This window comes from Burkholderia sp. AU6039 (genome assembly GCF_002223365.1).
GTDB lineage: Bacteria > Pseudomonadota > Gammaproteobacteria > Burkholderiales > Burkholderiaceae > Burkholderia.
The window spans coordinates 25,872-48,326 of the sequence record NZ_NKFK01000004.1; the positions used below are offsets into that span (position 1 = coordinate 25,872).

At 64.5% G+C, this 22,455-nt stretch carries 21 protein-coding genes and 1 tRNA gene; 3 read left to right on the forward strand and 19 right to left on the reverse strand.

What is annotated here, in order from left to right:
• Nucleotides 1-20: 20 nt before the first annotated feature.
• From nuoF to CFB39_RS12790, 13 genes are all read right to left on the reverse strand, one after another.
• Entirely contained in the window at nucleotides 21-1,331 is a 1,311-nt protein-coding gene (gene nuoF / locus CFB39_RS12725) for an NADH-quinone oxidoreductase subunit NuoF (protein ID WP_006478267.1), read from the reverse strand.
• A complete protein-coding gene (gene nuoE, locus CFB39_RS12730; protein WP_006750460.1) occupies nucleotides 1,328-1,813 on the reverse strand; it encodes an NADH-quinone oxidoreductase subunit NuoE in 486 nt (161 codons plus the stop codon). Before nuoE ends, nuoF begins: the two co-directional genes overlap by 4 nt.
• Nucleotides 1,814-1,986: 173 nt before the next feature.
• Nucleotides 1,987-3,240, reverse strand: a complete 1,254-nt coding sequence (locus tag CFB39_RS12735; protein WP_034184888.1) for an NADH-quinone oxidoreductase subunit D — start codon at nucleotides 3,238-3,240, stop codon at nucleotides 1,987-1,989.
• A 9-nt stretch (nucleotides 3,241-3,249) separates the two neighbouring features.
• A complete protein-coding gene (locus CFB39_RS12740) occupies nucleotides 3,250-3,852 on the reverse strand; it encodes an NADH-quinone oxidoreductase subunit C (protein ID WP_043188849.1) in 603 nt (200 codons plus the stop codon).
• Between the two features lie 21 nt (nucleotides 3,853-3,873).
• Entirely contained in the window at nucleotides 3,874-4,353 is a 480-nt protein-coding gene (locus CFB39_RS12745) for an NADH-quinone oxidoreductase subunit B family protein (RefSeq protein ID WP_006398799.1), read from the reverse strand.
• 62 nt (nucleotides 4,354-4,415) lie between these two features.
• Complete coding sequence (locus CFB39_RS12750; RefSeq protein WP_006398798.1) at nucleotides 4,416-4,775, reverse strand: NADH-quinone oxidoreductase subunit A; 360 nt, start codon at nucleotides 4,773-4,775, stop codon at nucleotides 4,416-4,418.
• Between the two features lie 153 nt (nucleotides 4,776-4,928).
• Nucleotides 4,929-5,013: transfer RNA gene (locus CFB39_RS12755), tRNA-Leu, on the reverse strand.
• Between the two features lie 112 nt (nucleotides 5,014-5,125).
• Nucleotides 5,126-5,503, reverse strand: a complete 378-nt coding sequence (gene secG / locus CFB39_RS12760) for a preprotein translocase subunit SecG (protein ID WP_011352700.1) — start codon at nucleotides 5,501-5,503, stop codon at nucleotides 5,126-5,128.
• A 72-nt stretch (nucleotides 5,504-5,575) separates the two neighbouring features.
• Complete coding sequence (gene tpiA / locus CFB39_RS12765) at nucleotides 5,576-6,331, reverse strand: triose-phosphate isomerase (protein ID WP_089473292.1); 756 nt, start codon at nucleotides 6,329-6,331, stop codon at nucleotides 5,576-5,578.
• Nucleotides 6,332-6,472: 141 nt separating this feature from the next.
• Complete coding sequence (locus CFB39_RS12770; protein WP_089473293.1) at nucleotides 6,473-7,492, reverse strand: NAD(P)H-quinone oxidoreductase; 1,020 nt, start codon at nucleotides 7,490-7,492, stop codon at nucleotides 6,473-6,475.
• Between the two features lie 153 nt (nucleotides 7,493-7,645).
• Nucleotides 7,646-9,793, reverse strand: a complete 2,148-nt coding sequence (pnp, locus tag CFB39_RS12775) for a polyribonucleotide nucleotidyltransferase (RefSeq protein WP_089473294.1) — start codon at nucleotides 9,791-9,793, stop codon at nucleotides 7,646-7,648.
• Between the two features lie 290 nt (nucleotides 9,794-10,083).
• Nucleotides 10,084-10,353, reverse strand: coding sequence for a 30S ribosomal protein S15 (gene rpsO / locus CFB39_RS12785; RefSeq protein ID WP_006398792.1), 270 nt, complete (start codon nucleotides 10,351-10,353; stop codon nucleotides 10,084-10,086).
• Between the two features lie 107 nt (nucleotides 10,354-10,460).
• Complete coding sequence (locus tag CFB39_RS12790) at nucleotides 10,461-11,720, reverse strand: branched-chain amino acid ABC transporter substrate-binding protein (RefSeq protein WP_089473295.1); 1,260 nt, start codon at nucleotides 11,718-11,720, stop codon at nucleotides 10,461-10,463.
• Nucleotides 11,721-11,889: 169 nt separating this feature from the next.
• Between CFB39_RS12790 and CFB39_RS12795 the strand changes: the two genes are divergently transcribed.
• The 3 genes from CFB39_RS12795 to CFB39_RS12805 all read left to right on the forward strand — a co-directional run bounded on the left by CFB39_RS12795 (nucleotide 11,890) and on the right by CFB39_RS12805 (nucleotide 15,014).
• A complete protein-coding gene (locus tag CFB39_RS12795) occupies nucleotides 11,890-12,402 on the forward strand; it encodes a hypothetical protein (protein ID WP_069248473.1) in 513 nt (170 codons plus the stop codon).
• A 382-nt stretch (nucleotides 12,403-12,784) separates the two neighbouring features.
• Entirely contained in the window at nucleotides 12,785-13,426 is a 642-nt protein-coding gene (locus CFB39_RS12800) for a carbonic anhydrase (RefSeq protein WP_089425982.1), read from the forward strand.
• A 37-nt stretch (nucleotides 13,427-13,463) separates the two neighbouring features.
• Nucleotides 13,464-15,014 carry a SulP family inorganic anion transporter gene (locus CFB39_RS12805; protein WP_089473296.1) on the forward strand — a complete coding sequence of 517 codons (1,551 nt, stop codon included), beginning with the start codon at nucleotides 13,464-13,466 and terminating at the stop codon, nucleotides 15,012-15,014.
• A gap of 84 nt (nucleotides 15,015-15,098) precedes the next feature.
• On the opposite strand, the gene CFB39_RS12810 is transcribed toward CFB39_RS12805, so the two are convergent.
• The 6 genes from CFB39_RS12810 to CFB39_RS12840 all read right to left on the reverse strand — a co-directional run bounded on the left by CFB39_RS12810 (nucleotide 15,099) and on the right by CFB39_RS12840 (nucleotide 22,102).
• A complete protein-coding gene (locus tag CFB39_RS12810; RefSeq protein ID WP_089431493.1) occupies nucleotides 15,099-16,643 on the reverse strand; it encodes a 2-isopropylmalate synthase in 1,545 nt (514 codons plus the stop codon).
• 319 nt (nucleotides 16,644-16,962) lie between these two features.
• Complete coding sequence (gene pssA, locus CFB39_RS12820; protein ID WP_069248477.1) at nucleotides 16,963-17,835, reverse strand: CDP-diacylglycerol--serine O-phosphatidyltransferase; 873 nt, start codon at nucleotides 17,833-17,835, stop codon at nucleotides 16,963-16,965.
• A gap of 15 nt (nucleotides 17,836-17,850) precedes the next feature.
• Nucleotides 17,851-18,495, reverse strand: coding sequence for a phosphatidylserine decarboxylase (locus CFB39_RS12825; protein ID WP_039370565.1), 645 nt, complete (start codon nucleotides 18,493-18,495; stop codon nucleotides 17,851-17,853).
• Nucleotides 18,496-18,622: 127 nt separating this feature from the next.
• Nucleotides 18,623-19,639, reverse strand: a complete 1,017-nt coding sequence (ilvC, locus tag CFB39_RS12830) for a ketol-acid reductoisomerase (RefSeq protein WP_039370562.1) — start codon at nucleotides 19,637-19,639, stop codon at nucleotides 18,623-18,625.
• Between the two features lie 95 nt (nucleotides 19,640-19,734).
• Nucleotides 19,735-20,226: an acetolactate synthase small subunit gene (gene ilvN / locus CFB39_RS12835; RefSeq protein WP_011352712.1), complete on the reverse strand. Its 492-nt coding sequence runs from the start codon at nucleotides 20,224-20,226 to the stop codon at nucleotides 19,735-19,737.
• Nucleotides 20,227-20,338: 112 nt separating this feature from the next.
• Nucleotides 20,339-22,102 carry an acetolactate synthase 3 catalytic subunit gene (locus CFB39_RS12840; protein ID WP_046544741.1) on the reverse strand — a complete coding sequence of 588 codons (1,764 nt, stop codon included), beginning with the start codon at nucleotides 22,100-22,102 and terminating at the stop codon, nucleotides 20,339-20,341.
• Between the last annotated feature and the right edge of the window lie 353 nt (nucleotides 22,103-22,455).

Consider the following 22,455-nt stretch of genomic DNA (forward strand, 5'->3'; position numbering starts at 1 on the left):
ATTCCGCAACCGGGTTCGCTTCAGGCTGCCGCCGCGTGCGCGTGGCCGCCGACCATGCAGTGCTTGTGCTCGACGTGGTACGCGAATTCGTCCCAGTAGTGCTTGAGCATCCCGCGTACCGGCATCGCCGCCGCATCGCCGAGCGCACAGATCGTGCGGCCCATGATGTTCTCGGCCACCGAGTTCAGCAGGTCCAGATCTTCCTGGCGGCCTTCGCCGTGCTCGATACGGTTCACGACGCGATACAGCCAGCCGGTGCCTTCACGGCACGGCGTGCACTGGCCGCACGATTCCTCGTAGTAGAAGTACGACAGGCGCAGCAGCGAGCGCACCATGCAGCGCGTCTCGTCCATCACGATCACCGCGCCGGAACCGAGCATCGAGCCCGCCTTCGCGATCGAATCGTAGTCGAGATCCGTCTGCATCATGATGTCGCCCGGGATCACCGGCGCCGACGAACCGCCCGGAATCACGGCCTTGATCTTCTTGCCGCCGCGCATCCCGCCGGCGAGCTCCATCAGCGTCGCGAACGGCGTGCCGAGCGGCACTTCATAGTTGCCCGGACGCTCGACGTCGCCCGACACCGAGAAAATCTTCGTGCCGCCGTTGTTCGGCTTGCCGATCTCGAGGTAATTCTGCGGCCCGATGGACAGCAGGAACGGCACCGCGGCGAACGTCTCGGTGTTGTTGATCGTCGTGGGCTTGCCGTACACGCCGAAGCTCGCCGGGAACGGCGGCTTGAAGCGCGGCTGGCCCTTCTTGCCTTCGAGCGACTCGAGCAGTGCCGTTTCCTCGCCGCAGATGTACGCGCCGTAACCGTGGTGCGCGTGCAGCTGGAACGAGAATTCCGAGCCCATGATGTTGTCGCCGAGGAACCCCGCGGCACGCGCTTCATCGAGCGCGGCTTCGAAGCGTCGATACACTTCGAAGATTTCGCCGTGGATGTAGTTGTAGCCGACGGTGATGCCCATCGCGTACGCGCCGATGGCCATGCCTTCGATCAGCGCGTGCGGGTTCCAGCGCAGGATGTCGCGATCCTTGAACGTGCCCGGCTCGCCTTCGTCCGAGTTGCAGACGAGGTACTTCTGCCCCGGGAACTGGCGCGGCATGAAGCTCCACTTCAGGCCGGTCGGGAAACCCGCACCGCCACGGCCACGCAGGCCCGACGCCTTCACGTCGGCGATCACCTGCTCGGGCGGAATCTTTTCTTCGAGAATGCGGCGCAGCTGCTTGTAGCCGCCGCGCGCGACGTAATCTTCGAGATGCCAGTTCTCGCCGTTCAGACCAGCGAGGATCAGCGGTTTGATGTGACGGTCGTGGAGGGACGTCATTTCGAGAGCTCCTCAAGCAGCTGGTCGATCTTCTCGCGGCTCATGAAGCTGCACATTCTGTGATTGTTCACCAGCAGCACCGGCGCATCGCCGCACGAGCCCATGCATTCGCCTTCCTTCAGCGTGAACTTGCCGTCGGGCGTGGTCTCGCCGAAGCCGATGCCCAGCTTCTGTTTCAGGTAGTCGGCAGTCGCTTCCGCGCCACCGTCCGGGCCGAGCTGGCACGGCAGGTTCGTGCAGAGCGTGATCTTGTGCTTGCCGACCGGGTTGAGCTCGTACATCGTGTAGAACGTCGCGACTTCCTGCACGGCAACGGCCGGCATGCCGAGATAGTCCGCGACGAACTGCATCAGTTCGGGCGACAGCCAGCCGTGCTCTTCTTGAGCCACGGCCAACGCCGACATCACGGCGGACTGTTTCTGATCGGCGGGATACTTCGTCAACGCTCGATCGATTTCCTTCAGGCCTTCAGCTGAGATCATTTTCAGACACGACTCTTTCAATTCCTACCGAACGAACAACCTGCCGCACACTGGGGTGCATGGACGGCAGACCTGGCGCTCACTCTGTTGACAGCTTGCGAAGCCACGCCGGTTCAGCGCGCATCGCGTGTGACTTGCTGCTCGCCGCCCACTCGCGCGGGCGGCGCTAACCATTAGCGATCGATTTCGCCGAACACGATGTCCTGCGTACCGATGATCGTGACGGCGTCGGCGATCATGTGACCGCGTGCCATTTCGTCGAGCGACGCCAGGTGCGCGAAACCCGGTGCGCGAATCTTGAGGCGATACGGCTTGTTGGCACCATCCGACACGAGGTAGATGCCGAACTCACCCTTCGGATGCTCGACCGCCGCGTACGCTTCGCCTTCCGGCACATGGAAACCTTCGGTGAAGAGCTTGAAGTGGTGAATCAAGTCTTCCATGTTGGTCTTCATGCCGACGCGCGACGGCGGTGCAACCTTGTGATTGTCCGTCATCACGGGGCCCGGATTCTTGCGGAGCCACTCAATACACTGTTTCGCGATGCGGATCGACTGGCGCATTTCTTCGACACGCACCAGATAGCGGTCGTAGCAATCGCCGTTCACGCCGACCGGCACGTCGAAATCCATGCGATCGTACACTTCGTACGGCTGCTTCTTGCGCAGATCCCACGCGATACCCGAGCCGCGCAGCATCGGGCCCGTCAGGCCCATCTGCAGCGCACGTTCCGGGCTGACCACGCCGATCCCGACCAGACGCTGTTTCCAGATCCGGTTGTCGGTGAGCAGCGTTTCGTATTCGTCGACGCACTTCGGGAAGCGCGTGAAGAAGTCGTCGATGAAGTCGAGCACCGAGCCGCTGCGCGCTTCGTTCATCTTCGCGAGCGCCTTCTCGTTGCGAATCTTCGACGCCTTGTATTGCGGCATTGCGTCAGGCAGATCGCGATAGACGCCGCCCGGACGGTAGTACGCCGCGTGCATCCGGGCGCCGGACACCGCTTCGTACACGTCCATCAGGTCTTCCCGCTCGCGGAACGCGTACAGGAACACGGCCATCGCGCCGACGTCGAGCGCGTGCGCGCCGATCCACATCAGGTGGTTCAGCACGCGCGTGATTTCGTCGAACAGCACGCGGATGTACTGCGCGCGCTCCGGCACGTCGATGCCGAGCAGCTTTTCGATCGCGAGCACGTAGCCGTGCTCGTTGACCATCATCGACACGTAGTCGAGACGGTCCATGTACGGCACGGACTGGATGAACGTTTTGGATTCCGCGAGCTTTTCCGTCGCGCGGTGCAGCAGGCCGATGTGCGGATCGGCACGCTGGATGACTTCGCCGTCGAGCTCGAGCACGAGGCGCAGCACGCCGTGCGCTGCGGGGTGCTGCGGGCCGAAGTTGAGCGTGTAGTTCTTGATTTCTGCCATGACGCCCCCTTAATGTTTCAGACCGCCATAGCGATCCTCGCGGATCACGCGCGGCGTGATTTCGCGCGGCTCGATCGTCACCGGCTGGTACACGACCCGCTTTTCTTCCGGGTCGTAACGCATTTCGACATAGCCCGACACCGGGAAGTCCTTGCGGAACGGGTGGCCGATGAAGCCGTAGTCGGTGAGGATGCGGCGCAGGTCGGGGTGGCCTTCGAACACGATGCCGTACAGGTCGAACGCTTCGCGCTCGTACCAGTTCGCGGAGGTCCAGATGTCGACCAGCGATGCCACGATCGGCAGGTCGTCGTCCGGCGCGAATGCACGCAGGCGCAGGCGCCAGTTGTTCGTGACCGACAGCAGGTGCGACACGGCCGCGAAACGCGGGCCGTCGTAGGCGCCGTCGCCGAAGGTCTGGTAGTCGACGCCGCACAGGTCGATCAGTTGCTCGAAACGGAGCTTCGGATCGTCGCGCAGCATCTTTGCGACTTCGAGGTAATCGCTCGCCTTCACGACGAGCGTCAGTTCACCGATCGCTTCGGTGAGGCTCACCACGCGCGCGCCGAGCGCGGCTTCGAGGTTTGCCTTGAGGGTCTCGATTTTGCTTGCCATATTGAGGGGACGCTCGGGGCTTTATTGACGGGCGATGGTATTGGTGCGGCGGATCTTCGCCTGAAGCTGGATCACGCCGTAGACCAGCGCCTCGGCCGTGGGCGGACAGCCCGGCACGTAGACGTCGACCGGCACGATCCGGTCGCAGCCGCGGACCACCGAGTACGAGTAGTGGTAATAGCCACCGCCGTTCGCGCACGATCCCATCGAGATCACCCAGCGCGGCTCGGCCATCTGGTCGTACACGCGGCGCAGCGCGGGCGCCATCTTGTTGCAGAGCGTGCCGGCGACGATCATCACGTCCGACTGGCGCGGGCTCGGGCGAAACACGACGCCGAACCGGTCCAGGTCGTAACGGGCCGCGCCCGCATGCATCATTTCGACGGCGCAACACGCGAGCCCGAACGTCATCGGCCACAGCGAGCCGGTACGCGTCCAGTTGATCAGCTTGTCAGCCGTCGTGGTGACAAACCCTTCCTTCAAGACCCCTTCGATACTCATTTGCTTTCCACTCCAGACGAGCGACCGAGCGTGGCCGCCCATGCAAACCGGCGATTAACCCATCACTCCCAGTCGAGGCCGCCTTTCTTCCAGATATAGGCAAAGCCCAGCAGGAATTCGAGCAGAAAAATCATCATTGCGATGAAACCCGGCCAGCCGATATCCCGGAGCGCGACGCCCCACGGAAACAGGAATGCGGTTTCGAGATCGAAGATGATGAACAGGATGGCGACGAGGTAGTACCGGACGTCGAATTTCATCCGGGCGTCTTCAAAGGCTTCGAAGCCGCACTCGTACGGTGCGTTCTTCTCGACGTCCGGCTTGTTGGGACCAAGGAGCTTGCCGATGCTGACCAGCGCTATACCTAAACCAGTGCCCACGAGGAGGAACAACAAGACGGGGTAATAGGCTGCGAGGTTCAAGGCAATCCTCTATCGGTTGGTTCTGAGCGTCCGGAGAATACCACTTCCGGCGGAAGGAATCATTTCGGAGTGCAGGCGATCGCAAGACAACCGCAAGCACACCCCAGAAATGAAAAATGCCAGCCACTAGAAGCGGCTGGCATTGAGTAACTTTGGTGCCGACGGCGAGACTCGAACTCGCACAGCTTTCGCCACTACCCCCTCAAGATAGCGTGTCTACCAATTTCACCACGTCGGCACTGCATGCAACCGGGGTTGTAACTACTTGTTTCCCGCGAATCGCTTCAAGAATTAAATTCTAACCCGACTTCGAGATTTGTTCAACGCACAATCGCAAAAAATTTAACTTTTTATTTCGGGACGTCCTGGCCCGGCGCGCTTGCAGCCGAACCTGCGGCAGCGGATGCCGCGACGGCCGGCGCCGATGCGGCAGGCGCCGATGCCGGTGCGGTCGCGACCCCACCCAGCACGCCCGCCGACGGCGTCGACTTGTACGAACCGAGGTACGTCAGCGCGAGCGTCGCGACGAAGAAGATCGTCGCGAGAATGCCCGTCGTACGCGACAGGAAGTTCGCCGAGCCCGTTGCACCAAACAGGCTGCCCGACGCGCCGCTGCCGAACGCAGCGCCCATGTCGGCACCCTTGCCGTGCTGCAACAGCACGAGACCAATCACACCAAGTGCAGACAGCACCTGCACCACAATAATCAGCGTCTTGAATAACAGCATCACACCCACCCGAATGGATCAGGCGACCGGACCGACCGGCCGCCGTCATGGTTCAATTCGATCTCGGACCGCTCAGCGCGCGGCCCGGCAGATCGCCAGGAAATCTTCCGCCTTCAGCGACGCGCCGCCGATCAGGCCACCGTCGATGTCCGGCTGCGCAAACAGCTCTTCCGCGTTGTCCGGCTTCACGCTGCCGCCGTACAGCACGGACACGTCCGCCGCACCCTTTGCCGTGAGACGCGCACGCAGGAACGCGTGCACGTCCTGCGCCTGCGCCGACGTCGCGCTCTTGCCCGTGCCGATCGCCCAGACCGGCTCGTACGCGACGACGATGCGCGCGGCCTCGTCGGCCGTCAGCACGGCCAGCACTGCGTCGAGCTGCGCACCGACCACCTGCTCGGTCGCGCCCGACTCACGCTCGTCGAGCGTCTCGCCGACGCACACGACCGGCGTGAGCCCCGCCGCGAGCGCGCGCTGCGTCTTCGCCGCGACCGTCTCGTTGCGTTCGCCGTGATACGCGCGGCGCTCCGAGTGACCGACGATCGCATAGCGTGCGCCGAACTCCGCGACCATGGCTGCCGCCACTTCACCGGTAAACGCGCCCTGCTCGTGCGCCGACACGTCCTGCGCGCCCCAGGCGACACGGCCGCCGTCGAGCTGCGCCTGAACCTGCGCGAGATACGGGAACGGCACGCACACGCCGACCGACGTTTCGGCCGCCACCGCGCCCGCGCCCTGCACCACTTCGTTCAGCAATGCCTGGTTGCCGGCCAGCCGGCCGTGCATCTTCCAGTTGCCGATCACACGCTTAGTTCTCTGTTTCGACATCGTGTCTGTCTCGTCACCGCTTGGTCATTAACGCGCCGGAAACCGGCCGCCAGGTTTGATCTGGCGAAGCAAACCGGCGATTTTACTGCGCGCGGCTTGAACCGGTCAAACCGCGCATGTCAAGCCCGGCCGCATGGGCCGTCAGGCGTTCGTACCCCAATCGAGCACGATCTTGCCGGTGTGCTCGCTGCTTTCCATCAGCGCATGCGCCTGCGCGGCGTCCGCCGCCGGCAATATGCGATAGATCACCGGCTTGATGCGGCCGTCGGCAAGCAGCGGCCACACGCGCGCCTTCAACTGCGCGGCGATCTGCGCCTTGAATTCGACCGGACGCGGGCGCAGCGTCGAACCCGTGATGGTCAGCCGGCGACGCAGGATCTCGCCCAGGTTGACATCGGCCTTCGCGCCGCCGAGCAGTGCGATCAGCACGAGACGACCGCCATCCGCGAGCGCGGACAGTTCGCGCGGCACGTACGAGCCCGCGACCATGTCGAGGATCACGTCGACGCCGCGATCGTGCGTCAGCGACTTCACGACCTCGACGAAGTCTTCCGTCTTGTAATTGATCGCACGCTCCGCGCCGAGCGCCTCGCACGCGCGGCACTTGTCGGCAGTACCGGCCGTCGCGAACACGCGAAAGCCGAGCGCATGCGCGATCTGGATCGCCGTCACGCCGATGCCGCTCGAGCCGCCCTGCACGAGCAGCGTTTCCTGCTCGCCGCCCTCGCCCGCGCCGAGCTGCGCGCGGTCGAACACGTTGCTCCACACCGTGAAAAACGTCTCGGGCAGCGATGCGGCCTCGATATCGGTGAGCCCGTCAGGCACCGGCAGGCATTGCAGCAGCGGCGCGACCGCATATTCCGCATAGCCGCCGCCCGCGAGCAGTGCACACACGCGATCGCCGAGCTTCAGGCCGAACGGGTTCTGAGCGGCGTCGGACAGGTCGCCGCCGACGATCTCGCCCGCGACCTCGAGGCCCGGCAGATCCGACGCACCCGGCGGCGGCGCATACGCACCCTTGCGCTGGAACACGTCGGGCCGGTTCACGCCGGAAGCCGCCACCTTGATCAGCACTTCGCCGCGCTTCGGTTCGGGGCGCGGACGCTCCGCAAGCTTCAGCACGTCGGGGGCGCCGAACTCGGTGATTTCGATGGCTTTCATGGTGAGGGTCGCTCCAGGATCAGGATCGGAATCGGATGGCGCGCCCGCACGCGGCACGGGGCGCCTTGCCGGCGCTGCTGCGCCGCACAACGATGCTACAGAAAAAACGGCCGGCACGCTTTCGCACTGCCGGCCGCTGATCCGCCTATCCGCTTACTGCTGCGGCGGCGTGTCCGACTGCGACGCGGCCGCTGCTTCGTTCAGCAGCGCCTTCGCCGACAAACGCACGCGACCCTTTTCGTCCGTCTGGATGACCTTGACCTTCACTTGCTGGCCTTCCTTCAGGTAGTCGTTGATGTCCTTCACACGCTCGTTGACGATCTCCGAGATGTGCAGCAGGCCATCCTTGCCCGGCAGCAGGTTCACGATCGCGCCGAAATCGAGCAGCTTCAGAACCGTGCCTTCGTACACCTGACCGACTTCGATCTCGGCCGTGATCTGCTCGATGCGCTTCTTCGCTTCGGCCATGCCGTCACTGTTCGTGCTCGCGATCGTCACGACGCCGTCGTCCGAGATGTCGATGGTCGTGCCGGTTTCTTCCGTCAGCGCACGGATCACCGAACCGCCCTTGCCGATCACGTCGCGGATCTTTTCCGGGTTGATCTTGATCGTGATCATGCGCGGCGCGAATTCCGACAGTTGCGTGTTCGCACCCGAAACCGCCGACGTCATCTTGCCGAGGATGTGCATGCGGCCTTCCTTCGCCTGCGCGAGCGCGACCTGCATGATTTCCTTCGTGATGCCCTGGATCTTGATGTCCATCTGCAGCGCCGTCACGCCTTGTTCCGTGCCGGCCACCTTGAAGTCCATGTCGCCGAGGTGATCTTCGTCGCCGAGGATGTCGGTCAGCACCGCGAACTTGTTGCCTTCGAGGATCAGGCCCATCGCGATACCCGCGACGTGTGCCTTCATCGGCACGCCGGCGTCCATCAGCGCGAGGCAGCCACCGCACACCGATGCCATCGACGACGAACCGTTCGATTCGGTGATTTCCGACACGACGCGGATCGAGTAGCCGAATTCGTCGGCGCTCGGCAGGCACTTGACCAGTGCGCGCTTCGCGAGGCGGCCGTGGCCAATTTCGCGGCGCTTCGGCGAGCCGACGCGGCCCGTTTCGCCGGTCGCGAACGGGGGCATGTTGTAGTGGAGCATGAAGCGCTCGCGGTACTCGCCTTCAAGCGCGTCGATGATCTGCTCGTCACCCTTCGTGCCGAGCGTCGCGACGACCAGCGCCTGCGTCTCGCCGCGCGTGAACAGCGCCGAGCCGTGGGTACGCGGCAGCACGCCGGTGCGGATTTCGATCGGGCGCACGGTGCGCGTGTCGCGGCCGTCGATGCGCGGCTCGCCGTTCAGGATCTGCGAACGGACGATCTTCGCCTCGATGTCGAACAGCACGTTGCCGACCGTTGCCTTGTCGGCTGCGGCCGTACCGGCTGCCAGCGCATCTTCCTCGAGCTTCGCCGAGGTTGCCGCGTAGACTTCCTTCAGCTTGGTCGAGCGTGCCTGCTTGTCGCGGAGCTGGTAAGCAGCGAGCAGGTCGTTCTGTGCCAGCTCGGTCACGCGCGCGATCAGCGCTTCGTTCTTCGGCGCCGGCTGCCAGTCCCACTCGGGCTTGCCGCCTTCGCGGACCAGTTCGTGGATCGCGTCGATCGCGACCTGCATTTGCTCGTGGCCGAACACCACGGCGCCCAGCATCACTTCTTCCGACAGCTGATCGGCTTCCGATTCGACCATCAGCACGGCACGCTCCGTACCTGCGACGACGAGGTCGAGGCTCGACGCCTTGATCTGGTCACGCGTCGGGTTCAGCACGTATGCGTTGTCGATGTACGCCACGCGTGCGGCACCGACCGGGCCGTTGAACGGCAGGCCCGACACGGCGAGCGCAGCCGATGCGCCGATCAGCGCGGGGATGTCCGCCGGGATTTCCGGGTTCACGGACAGCACGTGGATCACGACCTGGACTTCGTTGTAGAAGCCTTCCGGGAATAGCGGGCGCAGCGGACGGTCGATCAGGCGCGACGTCAGCGTCTCGTGCTCCGACGGACGGCCTTCGCGACGGAAGAAGCCGCCCGGGATCTTGCCGGCCGAGTAGGTCTTCTCGAGGTAGTCGACGGTCAGCGGGAAGAAATCCTGACCCGGCTTCGCCGACTTCGCGCCGACGACGGTTGCCAGCACGACGGTGTCTTCGACGTCGACGATCACGGCGCCGCTTGCCTGGCGAGCGACTTCACCGGTTTCGAGGCGCACCTTGTGCTGGCCCCACTGGAATTCCTTCACGACCTTGTTGAACATGGACATGGTTGCTCCTTTGAATTCATGCATTTCATTCGCCGCGCCGGCCATCCCGCGCGGCGGCGTCCCGACCGAATCACCCGGAGCAAGGTGTGTTTTTTATGCCATTCCAGCGCGGCGCTCATGCAGCGACGCGCTGGAATGACACAAATCCTGCCCCGGTATCAGTCGTTGCGGCAGCCCGGCACAACCGTGCCGGACAGCCTGCGGTGCGTGTGACGCTACGCACCGCGCAAAAACAAAATGCCTGCATCAGCGGACTGACACAGGCATCTTGCTGGCGGCAATCGCCTCGATTACTTACGCAGACCCAGCTTCTCGATCAGTGCGCGGTAACGGTCGGCATCCTTGCCCTTGAGGTAGTCGAGCAGCTTGCGGCGGCGGCTCACCATGCGCAGCAGGCCGCGGCGGCTGTGGTGATCCTTCGCGTGGGTCTTGAAGTGACCCGTCAGTTCGACGATACGTGCGGTCAGCAGTGCGACCTGGACTTCGGGGCTCCCCGTGTCGTTGGTACCGCGGGCGAACTGAGCAACAACTTCCGACTTCTTGATATCTGCAACAGACATGTGATTTCCTTTCTAACTGAACAGGCGGACACGGAAGAATGGCCGTGCCGTGACTTACAACCGGCGCGCATTGTAGCACAACTCCGCGCCGTTCTTACCGCCTCCTGTCACGGGCGCGTCATCGAGCAGGCGGACGGCATCTCCGTGCGCGGCGCCGGCACCGCGAGCACCGTCCGGAAACCGTAGCCCGAGCCCTCGTTGTCGAAGCGCACGCCCGGCGTGCCGACCTTGTCCATCTCCATCACGTAAAGGGGCTGGATCAGCTGATGATCCTGCGCGCGCATCTTCGACGCGTGGAAGCCGTCGTCGAACGACAGGCCCTCGAGCGCGCGTGCGACCGCGACGGGGTCGGCGGAACCCGCGCGGTTCATCGCGGCGGCCAGCATCTCGATCATCAGGCTCATCCGTCGCACCGGATAGTCGTCCTGGGCGGCCGGAAAACGGCTCCGGAACGCGCGGTAGAACGCATCCGATTTCGCGCCGCCCGCGTTCGGGTGCCAGTCCGCCACGGCCACGACCCGTCGGACACCGGCATCGCCAAGCGCCGCCGGCGCACCGAGGCTGTTGCCGTAGAAGGTATAGAACTTCGCATTCAGCCCCTGCTCGCGCGCCGCCTTCACGAGCAGCGTGAGGTCGTTGCCCCAGTTGCCGGTCACGACGGCGTCGGCGCCGCTCGCACGGATCTTCGCGATGTACGGCGAGAAATCCTTGATCCGGCCGATCGGGTGGAATTCGTCGCCGGCGATCGTCACGTCCGGGCGCCGCGCGGCCAGCGCCTGCCGGGCGAGCGCGCTGACGTCGCGGCCGAAGCTGTAGTCCTGGTTCAGCAGGTAGACCTTGTGGAGCGCGCGGTCGCGCGCCATCACGTCCGCGAGCGCGGCCATCCGCATGCCCGCGTGCGCATCGAAGCGGAAATGCCAGAAACTGCAGCGTGCGCCGGTCAGCGCCGGATCGTCGGCCGAATAGTTGAGGAACAGCATCCGGTTGTCCGCATCGCGCGCGTTCAGCTTGTCGAGCGCCGCGACGAGCGCGGCGGCGACGGCCGAACTGTTGCCTTGCGTGACGAACCCGATATGGCGGTCCGCGGCCGCGCGCAACTGCGCGAGCGCCTCCTCGGGGCTGCCCTTGCTGTCGAGCACGACGAGTTCGAGCGGATGCGCGCCATCGCGCAGCTTCACGCCGCCCGCCGCATTGACCTGCTCGACGCCGAAGCGCAGGTTGCGCTCGACCGCCGCGCCCGCATTCGCGAACGGGCCCGACATCCCTTCGATCAGCGCGATCCGCACCGGCTCGCCCCCGGCAAACGCCGACGACACCAGCATCCATCCCGCGCTCAACGCGAGCGCACAACGCTTCCACCCCTGCATCGGCCACCTGCCCTTCAATCTGCCCGAGAAGCGCGGATCATAGGCCGGCGCCCGCGCCGCCCGCAAGCGCGACGCGCCCGGCGATCCGCACCGATTTTTTCCGCGCGATGCGCCGTCGCACGCCGTCCGTGATAAAACGGGACTTGTTTCCGTGTTCTGGAGAATCCCCATGCGCATTCGCATTTCCGCGCGCCTGCCGGTGCTGGTCGCCAGCGCCGCCGCGCTGCTGGCCGGTTGCGCGCAACCGTGGCAGCAATACCAGGCCGGCCAGGACGAGTCGGCGATCGTCGCACGCATGGGCCCGCCGCGCGAAATCTACGACCTGCCCGGCGGCGGCAAGCGCCTGATGTGGCCGACCCAGCCGATGGGCGAAATCACCATCGCGGCCGACGTCGACGCGGCCCACAAGATCGTCAACGTGCGCCAGGTCCTGCAGCCGAACGAGTTCTATCGCGCGGAGATCGGCAAGTGGACGAAGACCGACGTCCTCGTGAACTTCGGACGCCCCGTCGAGACGTCCTACTTCCCGCTGATGAAGCGCGAGGTGTGGACTTACCGGTATCTCGAGGACAACGTCTGGTACATGATGTACAGCTTCTACTTCGATCCGCAGGGCATCCTGCGCATCACGCAGAAAACGCCCGACCCGCTGCACGACCCCGACCGCCGCAACCTGTTCTGACCCATTACGCATTTACGCGCAATATTCAGCATGGCCATTCACGAATCATTGCGTGAATGGCCATTTCCTTTTTTCCGCTTTCCGATTAATTCGGAAAATGCGACGGAAATCTTTTCCGATCGATGACATTCCGATGGCACCTCGCTGACATCCCCGTCATGCGGGCCTTTGCGCGGAAACAGGCATGCGCGGTGCATGTCATGCGGCGAATTGGTGCACGCAATGCACTACGCCAAATCAATTTGAAACAAATTGTTTCATCACCCCCGAAGTGCTAGGGCATACCCCTAATATCAGTCGAAAACCAACCTTTCAATTTAGAAAGAATGCCATTGCGACATTTTTGCCGATATTCGTTTGCCTTTATCACAAAGGAGTCCTCATGAATCGCCCCAAGAGCATGCTGGTTGCCAACATCGCCTGGGCCCGCGAAACGCGTGAATACACGCCCGGCTTCTTCGACGCGCTCGCGCGCGGCCAGAATCCGCGCGTGCTGTGGATCGGCTGCGCCGACAGCCGCGTGCCGGCCGAGACCATCACGCACTGCGCGCCCGGCGAGTTGTTCGTCCATCGCAACATCGCGAACCTGTTCCATCCCGACGACGACAATTCCGCCAGCGTCCTCGAGTACGCGGTGCGCGTGCTGCAGGTCGACCACGTGATCGTGTGCGGGCACTACGGATGCGGCGGCGTACGCGCGTCGCTGCTGCCGCCGCCGTCCGACCTGCCGCACGTCGCACGCCGCATCGCGCCGCTCTGCGCGCTCGCGCGGCGCCATCGCGACACGCTGGACGGGCTTGACGACGCGGCCGCCGCCGACCGCCTCGCCGAACTCAACGTGCTCGAACAGGTGAGGCTGCTGCGTGCGTCCCCGATCGTGCAGGGCCGCGAACGGCCGCCGCTCGTGCACGGCTGGATCTTTTCGCTCGCCGACGGCCGCCTGCAGGAACTCGATTCCGGCTACACCACGCCGCCCGCCGACGTCGAACCCGTGCAGGCCGCGACGGCCGGCGCGCTCGGCTGACCTACCCCGCCCCCAAGCCAATGAAATCGCCCCAACCATGAAACTGAACGAGCGCCTGTCCACCCTGCCGCGCGACATTGTCGCCGGCGTCGTCGTTTTCCTCGTCGCGCTGCCGCTGTGTCTCGGCATCGCCAATGCATCCGGCGTCGAACCGTTCGCGGGGCTCGTGTCCGGGATCGTCGGCGGCATCGTCGTCGCGCTGCTGAGCGGCTCGTCGCTGTCCGTCAGCGGGCCGGCCGCCGGTCTCGTCGTGATCGTCGTCGAAGGGATCGCGCAACTCGGCAGCTTCTCCGCGTTCCTGCTCGCGGTGCTGCTGTCCGGCGTGCTGCAGTTCGGGTTCGGCATGCTGCGCGCCGGCCGCTTCGCCGCCTACGTGCCGTCGCCCGTCATCAAGGGCATGCTCGCCGCGATCGGCCTGCTGCTGATCGTGAAGCAGATTCCGTTTGCCTTCGGTATCGGCGGCTCGGCCGCGCAATCGTTTGCGAATTGGCCGGGCCTGCCGGTCGCGTGGGCTGCGACGGCCATCGCGCTCGCCTCGCTCGCGCTGCTGGTCGCGTGGGACACGCCCGCGCTGCGCCGCTTTGCGCTGGTGCGCGCGGTGCCGGCCCCGCTTGCGGTGGTCGTGCTGGGGATCGGCGCCACGCTCGTGCTGAGCGTCGTCGCGCCGTCCGTTGCGCCGGGCGCCGCCCATCGCGTGACGCTGCCCGAACTCGGATCGTTCGCGGCCTTCGCGGCGTCGCTCAAGCATGCGGAGCTCGGCCCGAACTTCGCACAGCTGGTCAATCCGGACGTGTGGCGCGTCGCGATCACCCTTGCGGTCGTCGCGAGCCTCGAGACGCTGCTGAGCCTCGAAGCCGTCGAGCAGATCGACCCGAAGCGCCGGCCGACCCAGCCTGACCGCGAGCTCAAGGCCCAGGGCGTGGGCAATCTCGTCGCCGGCGCGGTCGGTGGGCTGCCGATCACATCGGTGATCGTGCGCAGCTCGGTGAACGTCAATGCGGGCGCGCAAAGCCGGATGTCGGCGATCGTGCACGGGATGCTGCTGCTCGCGAGCGTGTTCGCGCTCACCGGCCTGATCAACCTGATCCCGCTCGCGAGCCTGGCCGCGATCCTGATCCACACCGGCTTCAAGCTCGCGAAACCGGCGCTGTTCCGCGCGGTGATGAAACAGGGGCCAGCCGCATTCGTGCCGTTCGCCGCGACGATCGCCGGCGTGCTCGCGGTCGACCTGCTGTTCGGCATCGCGCTCGGCCTCGCCTGCAGCGTGCTGGCGGTCGCCGTCGCGAACCTGAAGAGCCCCGTCACGCTCGCGCAGCACGACGACCACTTCCTGCTGTCGTTCCGCAAGGACGTGTCGTTTCTCGGCAAGGTGCAGGTCAAGCATCACCTGCGGCACATTCCCGACCGGGCCGCGGTGATCATCGACGCGACGCGTGCCGACTACATCGATCACGACGTGCTCGAACTGCTCGACGCGTTCGTCGCCGATGCGCCGCGACGCGGCATCGCGGTCGAGTTCCGGCGGCGCAGCCCGGCGCCGCGCACGGCCGCGCGCCGCTGGCTGTTCCGTGCTCCGGCTGCCGAATGAGCAGTGGATGAGTGGGTAAATGAAAAACCGCCCCGGCGGCACAGGGCCGCACGGGGCGTTTTGCTGACGCGCAGCGCGCAGCGCTTATGAGCGCTGCGGATTGACCTTGTCGTCCTTCGAATGCAGCTTGTTCAGTGCGGAGATGTATGCCTTCGCGGATGCGGCGACGATGTCCGGATCGGTGCCGACCCCGTTGACGATCCGCCCGCTCTTCGACAGCCGGACGGTCACTTCGCCCTGCGCCTGCGTGCCGGTCGTGATCGCGTTCACCGAATACAGCAGCAGCTCCGACCCGCTGCCGACTTCGCTCTCGATCGCATTGAACGTCGCGTCGACCGGGCCGTTGCCGCGCGCCTCACCGGTCACTTCCTTGCCTTCGACCGCGAACACGATTTTCGCCTGCGGCTGCTCGCCCGTCTCCGAACGCTGCGACAGCGACACGAACTTGAAGTGCTCCTGCTCGTGCGCGAGCGCCGATTCCTCGGACACGATCGCGATGATGTCTTCGTCGAAGATCTCGGCCTTGCGATCGGCCAGATCCTTGAAGCGCATGAACGCGGCATTGAGTTCGCTCTCGCTGTCGAGCGCCACGCCAAGCTCCTGCAGGCGCTGCTTGAACGCGTTGCGGCCCGACAGCTTGCCGAGCACGATCTTGTTCGCGGTCCAGCCCACGTCTTCCGCGCGCATGATCTCGTAGGTGTCGCGCGCCTTCAGCACGCCGTCCTGGTGAATGCCCGACGCATGCGCGAACGCGTTCGCGCCGACCACCGCCTTGTTCGGCTGCACGACGAAACCGGTTATCTGCGACACGAGCTTCGACGTCGGCACGATCTGCGTCGTGTCGATGCCGACGTCGAGGCCGAAGTAGTCCTTGCGGGTCTTCACGGCCATCACGATTTCTTCGAGCGACGTGTTGCCCGCGCGCTCGCCGAGGCCGTTGATCGTGCACTCGATCTGGCGCGCACCGCCGATCTTCACGCCGGCGAGCGAGTTCGCCACCGCCATCCCGAGGTCGTTGTGGCAATGCACCGAGAAGATTGCCTTGTCCGAGTTCGGAATGCGCTCCCGCAGCGTCTTCACGAGGTTGCCGTACAGCTCCGGCACGCCGTAGCCGACCGTGTCCGCAATGTTGATCGTCGTCGCGCCTTCCGCGATCACGGCTTCCAGCACGCGGCACAGGAAGTCGAGATCCGAGCGGCTGCCGTCTTCCGGCGAGAATTCGACGTTGTCGGTGAACTTGCGCGCGAAGCGCACCGCGAGACGCGCCTGCTCGAACACCTGGTCCGGCGTCATCCGCAGCTTCTTCTCCATGTGCAGCGGCGACGTCGCGATGAACGTGTGGATCCGCGCGCTGTTGGCCGGCTTCAGCGCGTCAGCGGCGCGCTGGATGTCCTTGTCGTTGGCGCGCGCCAGCGAGCAGATCGTGCTGTCCTTCACGAGACCGGCGATCGTGTGGATCGCGTCGAAATCGCCGTTCGAGCTGGCCGCGAAGCCGGCCTCGATCACGTCGACCTTCATCCGCTCGAGGTGCTTCGCAATGCGGATTTTCTCTTCCTTCGTCATCGACGCACCGGGCGATTGTTCGCCGTCACGCAACGTCGTATCGAAAATGATCAGCTTGTCTGTCATGGGGGGCTCCAGGGCTCTTTATACGGAAGTCAAACGTAACGAGATCGCGCCACCGCTGGCGACGCTAGACAACAGACGAAGCTTGACGGGGGGCGAGAACGGTCAGCGCGGCAGGCGCGCCGAAGCTAGCGCGCGTAGCGGCGCACCGGCTAGAAGGAGGGAGAGGCGGGAAAATGCAGTCATGTCAAAGACTATAGCGGCATTCCGTTGGGTGCGCAATCGGACGGCACCCGGGGTTTCCAGCCGCACGGGCCGAACCAGGGACAAATGAAAACGGCGACCCTGGGGCCGCCGTTTCCGGGCAAAGCATGCGCGTGCGTCAGTGATCGCGCTGCGACGAGCGCGCCGGATTCGCGCGCCCGCGGATGGCCATGTAGCCCCAGAACACGTAGCCGGACAGCCCGTACAGCACGAACAGACAGAACAGCATCAGCGGCGGATCGGACGACACCAGCACGAACGCGACGACGACCAGCAGGATCGCCGCGAACGGCACGCGGTGCCGCACGTCGAGCGCCTTGCCGCTGTAGAACGGCGCGTTCGACACCATCGTCACGCCCGCATAGATCGTCAGCACGAACGCGACCCACGGCAGCCAGCCGAGCTTCATCGGCACGCGGTTGTCGGTGGCAAGCCACACGAAGCCCGCGATCAGCGCGGCGGCGGCCGGGCTCGGCAGCCCCTGGAAGAAACGCTTGTCGACGACGCCGATGTTCGTATTGAAGCGCGCGAGGCGCAGCGCGGCGCCCGAGCAGTACACGAACGCGGCGAGCCAGCCCCAGCGGCCGAGATCCTTCAGCACCCACTCGTACATCACGAGCGCGGGCGCGACGCCGAACGACACCATGTCCGACAGGCTGTCGAACTGCTCGCCGAACGCGCTCTGCGTATGCGTCATGCGTGCCACGCGTCCGTCCATTCCGTCGAGCACCATCGCGACGAAAATCGCGATCGCGGCGATCTCGAAGCGCACGTTCATCGCCTGCACGACCGCGAAGAAGCCGCAGAACAGCGCGGCGGTCGTGAACGCGTTCGGCAGCAGGTAGATGCCGCGCGTCTTCAGGAACCGCTGGCGCGCGGCGCGGCGGCTCTCGATGGGCACCGGATCCTGTGCCATCACCTTGTTGCGCCGGAACGGGCGTGGCGTCTGGCCGGCGCCGTTGCGCGGCCGACGCGGTTTGAATGCGGCCATCGTGCGCCTCGCCGCTTACTGTTCGAGTTCGGCGAGGATCGTCGACGACGCGTAGACCTTCTCGCCGATCGACACCTTCGCGCGGCTGCCGAGCGGCAGGTACACGTCGACGCGCGAACCGAAGCGGATGAAACCGTAGCGCTGGCCGCGCGACAGCGGTTCGCCCGCACGCACGTAGCAGAGGATCCGGCGTGCGACGAGGCCGGCGATCTGCACGGCGGTCACGGTCTTGCCGCTCGCCGTCTGGATCACGACCGCATTACGCTCGTTCTCGGTCGACGCCTTGTCGATCGCCGCGTTCAGGAACGCGCCCGGGAAGTATTCGACCTTGGAGATCGCGCCATCGACCGGCGAACGCTGCGAATGCACGTTGAAGACATTCATGAACACGCTGATCTTCAGCGCTTCGCGGTTCGCGTACGGGTCCTGCGTGGTCTCGACCGCGACGATGCGGCCGTCCGCCGGGCACAGCACCGCGTTCGGCTGCGCCGGGATCGGGCGCTGCGGGTCGCGGAAGAACTGGACGACGAAGACGAGCAGCAGCCAGAACGGCCACGCGAAGCCGAAGCCCCCGACAGCATGGATCAACAGCGCGATGACGGCTGCAATCGCGATGAACGGCCAGCCTTCGCGCGCGATGATCGGATGAGGATAGTTCATGGATTCGTTCTGTGTTCGGTGAATTGCAAAGCCCGTAGGATAGCAAAAGCCGCCCGGGGCACTGCTGCCTTCGGGCGGCTTTTTGGTACCGGCCCTCTATTCGAGGGGCCGGAACAGCACGCGGTGCTTAGTTCTTCGACTGGTCGACGAGCTTGTTCTTCGCGATCCACGGCATCATCGCGCGCAGCTTCGAGCCGACTTGCTCGATCTGGTGCTCGGCCGTCAGGCGGCGGCGCGACTGCAGCGTCGGCGCACCTGCCTTGTTCTCGAGAATGAAGCTCTTCGCGTACTCGCCCGTCTGGATGTCGGTCAGGCACTGCTTCATCGCCTTCTTCGTCTCTTCCGTGACGATGCGCGGGCCCGTCACGTACTCGCCGTACTCGGCGTTGTTCGAGATCGAGTAGTTCATGTTCGCGATGCCGCCTTCGTAGATCAGGTCGACGATCAGCTTCAGTTCGTGCAGGCACTCGAAGTACGCCATTTCCGGCGCGTAGCCTGCTTCGACCAGCGTCTCGAAGCCGGCCTTGATCAGCTCGACGGTACCGCCGCACAGCACGGCCTGCTCGCCGAACAGGTCGGTTTCGGTTTCTTCACGGAAGTTGGTTTCGATGATGCCGGCACGGCCGCCGCCGTTCGCTGCCGCGTACGACAGCGCGATGTCGCGTGCCGCGCCCGACTTGTTCTGCGCAACCGCGATCAGGTGCGGCACGCCGCCACCTTGCGAGTACGTGCCGCGAACCGTGTGGCCCGGTGCCTTCGGCGCGATCATGATCACGTCGAGGTCGGCGCGCGGGATCACCGCGCCGTAGTGGACGTTGAAGCCGTGCGCGAATGCCAGCGCCGCGCCCTGCTTGATGTTCGCGTGGACTTCCTTCGCGTACACGTCGGCGATCTGCTCGTCCGGCAGCAGCATCATCACGACGTCGGCGCTCTTCACCGCTTCCGCGACTTCCTTGACCGACAGGCCTGCGTTTTCGGCCTTGCTCCACGACGCGCCGCCCTTGCGCAGGCCGACCGTCACGTTCACGCCGCTGTCCTTCAGGTTCAGCGCATGTGCATGGCCTTGCGAGCCGTAGCCGATGATCGTGACTTGCTTGCCCTTGATGAGGGAGAGGTCAGCGTCTTTGTCGTAGAAAACGTTCATGATGGTTCCTTCGCTAATTCAAAAATTCAACAATTCGTTCGGATGGAGTACTGCGGGCCGGGACATGACGGCGCACCCGGCGTGCCTGTCTGGCATCACACCTTCAGGATGCGCTCGCCGCGTCCGATGCCTGAGCTGCCGGTGCGCACGGTCTCTAGGATCGCGCCCGCGTCCAGCCCCTGGATGAATGCGTCGAGCTTGTCGCTCGCGCCCGTCAATTCGATCGTGTAGGTCTTTTCGGTCACGTCGATGATGCGGCCGCGGAAAATGTCCGCCATCCGCTTCATTTCTTCGCGCTCCTTGCCCACTGCACGTACCTTGATCAGCATCAGCTCGCGTTCGATGTGTGCACCGTCGGTCAGGTCCACCACTTTCACCACCTCGATCAGGCGGTTCAGATGCTTCGTGATCTGTTCGATCACGTCGTCGGAGCCAATGGAAACGATGGTGAGCCGCGACAGCGATTGGTCTTCGGTCGGCGCCACCGTCAAGGTTTCGATGTTGTAGCCGCGTGCGGAAAACAGACCGACCACGCGCGACAGCGCGCCCGGTTCGTTCTCCAGCAGGACGGAAATGATGTGTCTCATGTTCGCTTCTTCCAGAATGTGTCCGTGTCGATTCACTCGCGCCGCGCGCTGCCGCGTGCCGCGCCGCCCTTCGTGAAGGCGGCCGCATCGGGCTCAGGCGCGCGTCGCGCCGTTACAGGTCTTCCGATCCGAGCAGCATCTCGGTGATGCCCTTGCCGGCCTGTACCATCGGCCAGACGTTTTCGGTCGGATCGGTCTGGAAGTCGAGAAACACGGTGCGGTCCTTCAGGCGCAGCGCTTCTTTCAGCGCCGGCTCCACATCCGAGGTCTTTTCGATCCGCATGCCGACATGGCCGTACGCTTCGGCGAGCTTCACGAAATCAGGCAGCGCATCCATGTACGAATGCGAATAGCGCTTGCTGTATTCGATCTGCTGCCACTGGCGAACCATGCCGAGATAGCGGTTGTTCAGCGAAATGATCTTCACGGGCGTGTCGTACTGCAGGCAGGTCGACAGTTCCTGGATGCACATCTGGATCGAGCCTTCGCCCGTGATGCACAGCACGTCGTCGTCCGGGTGCGCCATCTTGACGCCCATCGCTGCCGGCAGGCCGAAGCCCATCGTGCCGAGGCCGCCGGAGTTGATCCAGCGACGCGGCTTGTTGAAACGGTAGAACTGCGCCGCCCACATCTGGTGCTGGCCGACGTCCGAGCACACGAACGCATTGCCGTCCGTCAGCTCCCACGCCTTCTCGACCACGTACTGCGGCTTGATGATCTCGCTTTCGCGGTCGTACTTCAGGCAGTCCTTCGAGCGCCAGCCCTCGATGTCCTTCCACCATTGCGCGAGCGCCTCGGTGTCGGGGCCATGCTCGGCCGTCTGCAACTGCTCGATCAGCTCCTTCAGCACTTCCTTCACGTCGCCGACGATCGGGATGTCGACCTTCACACGCTTCGAGATCGACGACGGGTCGATGTCGATGTGGATGATCTTGCGCGGACGCGACGCGAAGTGCGCCGGGTCGCCGATCACGCGGTCGTCGAAGCGGGCACCGATCGCGATCAGCACGTCGCAGTGCTGCATCGCCATGTTCGCTTCGTAGGTGCCGTGCATGCCGAGCATGCCGAGGAATTTCTTGTCCGACGCGCGATAGCCGCCGAGGCCCATCAGCGTGTTCGTGACCGGGTAGCCGAGCAGGTCCGCGAACTGGTTCAGTTCGCGCGACGCGTCGGCGAGGATGATGCCGCCCCCCGTGTAGATGTACGGGCGCTTGGCCGTCAGCAGCAGCGACACGGCCTTGCGGATCTGGCCCGAATGGCCCTTCGTGACCGGGTTGTACGAACGCAGCGACACGCTCTTGACGGGCTCGTATTCGCACGGCGTCTTCGAGATGTCTTTCGGGATGTCGATCAGCACCGGGCCCGGACGGCCGGTGCGGGCGATATAGAACGCCTTCTTGACGGTTTCCGCGAGGTCGCGCACGTCCTTCACGAGGAAGTTGTGCTTCACGCACGGACGCGTGATGCCGACGGTGTCGCACTCCTGGAAGGCATCCTGGCCGATCGCAGCCGTGGGCACCTGGCCGCTGATCACGACCATCGGGATCGAATCCATGTACGCCGTGGCGATGCCGGTCACCGCGTTGGTGACACCGGGGCCCGACGTCACGAGACAGACGCCGACATTGCCGGTGGAACGCGCATACGCATCGGCTGCGTGCACGGCCGCCTGTTCGTGGCGCACCAGCACGTGCTGAATCTTGTCCTGCTTGTAAAGCTCGTCGTAGATGTAGAGTACCGAGCCGCCGGGATAGCCCCAGATGAATTCGACGTTTTCATCGGCCAGTGCCTTCATGAGCACGGTACCGCCGATGGAGTCGCTATCGGGAGGGGAAAGGGGTTCCGACGTGGAGAATTCCGCGCTGGGCATGTTCATTTTGACCTTTCGAATTTTCGGCAAAAAATTGATCGGGTGCTCTCTGCCGGGCTTGTGGCTCGGGTTCAAGCGGCGCGTCCAGTTTGAAGGGCAGGCTTCTTGGGCCAGCCTCAAATGAGACCATCACTTCATGTTGCGAATCATTGACGATAGCGGGTCGCGGTGGGGTCGTCAAGCAAAATATCCCGCAGCGCATCATGAGTGCCGCCCGGCACCCCGCCGCCGCGGCTCGCGCGCAACGTGCGGCGCCCAACCCGGTGCCAAGCGGCGCGAAAATTTGATAGCATCCGCGGGTTTTACGAAATTTTTCGACCTTTTACACCACGCAGCGGCCCGCAGCGCATACCTTCACG

What these genes read in the sequence shown, in the direction of transcription:
- ilvC (WP_039370562.1), bottom strand. Translation starts at nt 19,639, where the DNA reads ATGAACGTTTTCTACGACAAAGACGCTGACCTCTCCCTCATCAAGGGC.
- CFB39_RS12770 (WP_089473293.1), bottom strand. Translation starts at nt 7,492, where the DNA reads ATGAAAGCCATCGAAATCACCGAGTTCGGCGCCCCCGACGTGCTGAAG.
- nuoF (WP_006478267.1), bottom strand. Translation starts at nt 1,331, where the DNA reads ATGACGTCCCTCCACGACCGTCACATCAAACCGCTGATCCTCGCTGGT.
- CFB39_RS12740 (WP_043188849.1), bottom strand. Translation starts at nt 3,852, where the DNA reads ATGGCAAGCAAAATCGAGACCCTCAAGGCAAACCTCGAAGCCGCGCTC.
- CFB39_RS12745 (WP_006398799.1), bottom strand. Translation starts at nt 4,353, where the DNA reads ATGAGTATCGAAGGGGTCTTGAAGGAAGGGTTTGTCACCACGACGGCT.
- CFB39_RS12810 (WP_089431493.1), bottom strand. Translation starts at nt 16,643, where the DNA reads ATGACAGACAAGCTGATCATTTTCGATACGACGTTGCGTGACGGCGAA.
- pssA (WP_069248477.1), bottom strand. Translation starts at nt 17,835, where the DNA reads ATGGCCGCATTCAAACCGCGTCGGCCGCGCAACGGCGCCGGCCAGACG.
- CFB39_RS12800 (WP_089425982.1), top strand. Translation starts at nt 12,785, where the DNA reads ATGAATCGCCCCAAGAGCATGCTGGTTGCCAACATCGCCTGGGCCCGC.
- secG (WP_011352700.1), bottom strand. Translation starts at nt 5,503, where the DNA reads ATGCTGTTATTCAAGACGCTGATTATTGTGGTGCAGGTGCTGTCTGCA.
- CFB39_RS12825 (WP_039370565.1), bottom strand. Translation starts at nt 18,495, where the DNA reads ATGAACTATCCTCATCCGATCATCGCGCGCGAAGGCTGGCCGTTCATC.
- pnp (WP_089473294.1), bottom strand. Translation starts at nt 9,793, where the DNA reads ATGTCCATGTTCAACAAGGTCGTGAAGGAATTCCAGTGGGGCCAGCAC.
- ilvN (WP_011352712.1), bottom strand. Translation starts at nt 20,226, where the DNA reads ATGAGACACATCATTTCCGTCCTGCTGGAGAACGAACCGGGCGCGCTG.
- CFB39_RS12790 (WP_089473295.1), bottom strand. Translation starts at nt 11,720, where the DNA reads ATGCAGGGGTGGAAGCGTTGTGCGCTCGCGTTGAGCGCGGGATGGATG.
- tpiA (WP_089473292.1), bottom strand. Translation starts at nt 6,331, where the DNA reads ATGTCGAAACAGAGAACTAAGCGTGTGATCGGCAACTGGAAGATGCAC.
- CFB39_RS12735 (WP_034184888.1), bottom strand. Translation starts at nt 3,240, where the DNA reads ATGGCAGAAATCAAGAACTACACGCTCAACTTCGGCCCGCAGCACCCC.
- CFB39_RS12795 (WP_069248473.1), top strand. Translation starts at nt 11,890, where the DNA reads ATGCGCATTCGCATTTCCGCGCGCCTGCCGGTGCTGGTCGCCAGCGCC.
- CFB39_RS12840 (WP_046544741.1), bottom strand. Translation starts at nt 22,102, where the DNA reads ATGAACATGCCCAGCGCGGAATTCTCCACGTCGGAACCCCTTTCCCCT.
- rpsO (WP_006398792.1), bottom strand. Translation starts at nt 10,353, where the DNA reads ATGTCTGTTGCAGATATCAAGAAGTCGGAAGTTGTTGCTCAGTTCGCC.
- CFB39_RS12805 (WP_089473296.1), top strand. Translation starts at nt 13,464, where the DNA reads ATGAAACTGAACGAGCGCCTGTCCACCCTGCCGCGCGACATTGTCGCC.
- nuoE (WP_006750460.1), bottom strand. Translation starts at nt 1,813, where the DNA reads ATGATCTCAGCTGAAGGCCTGAAGGAAATCGATCGAGCGTTGACGAAG.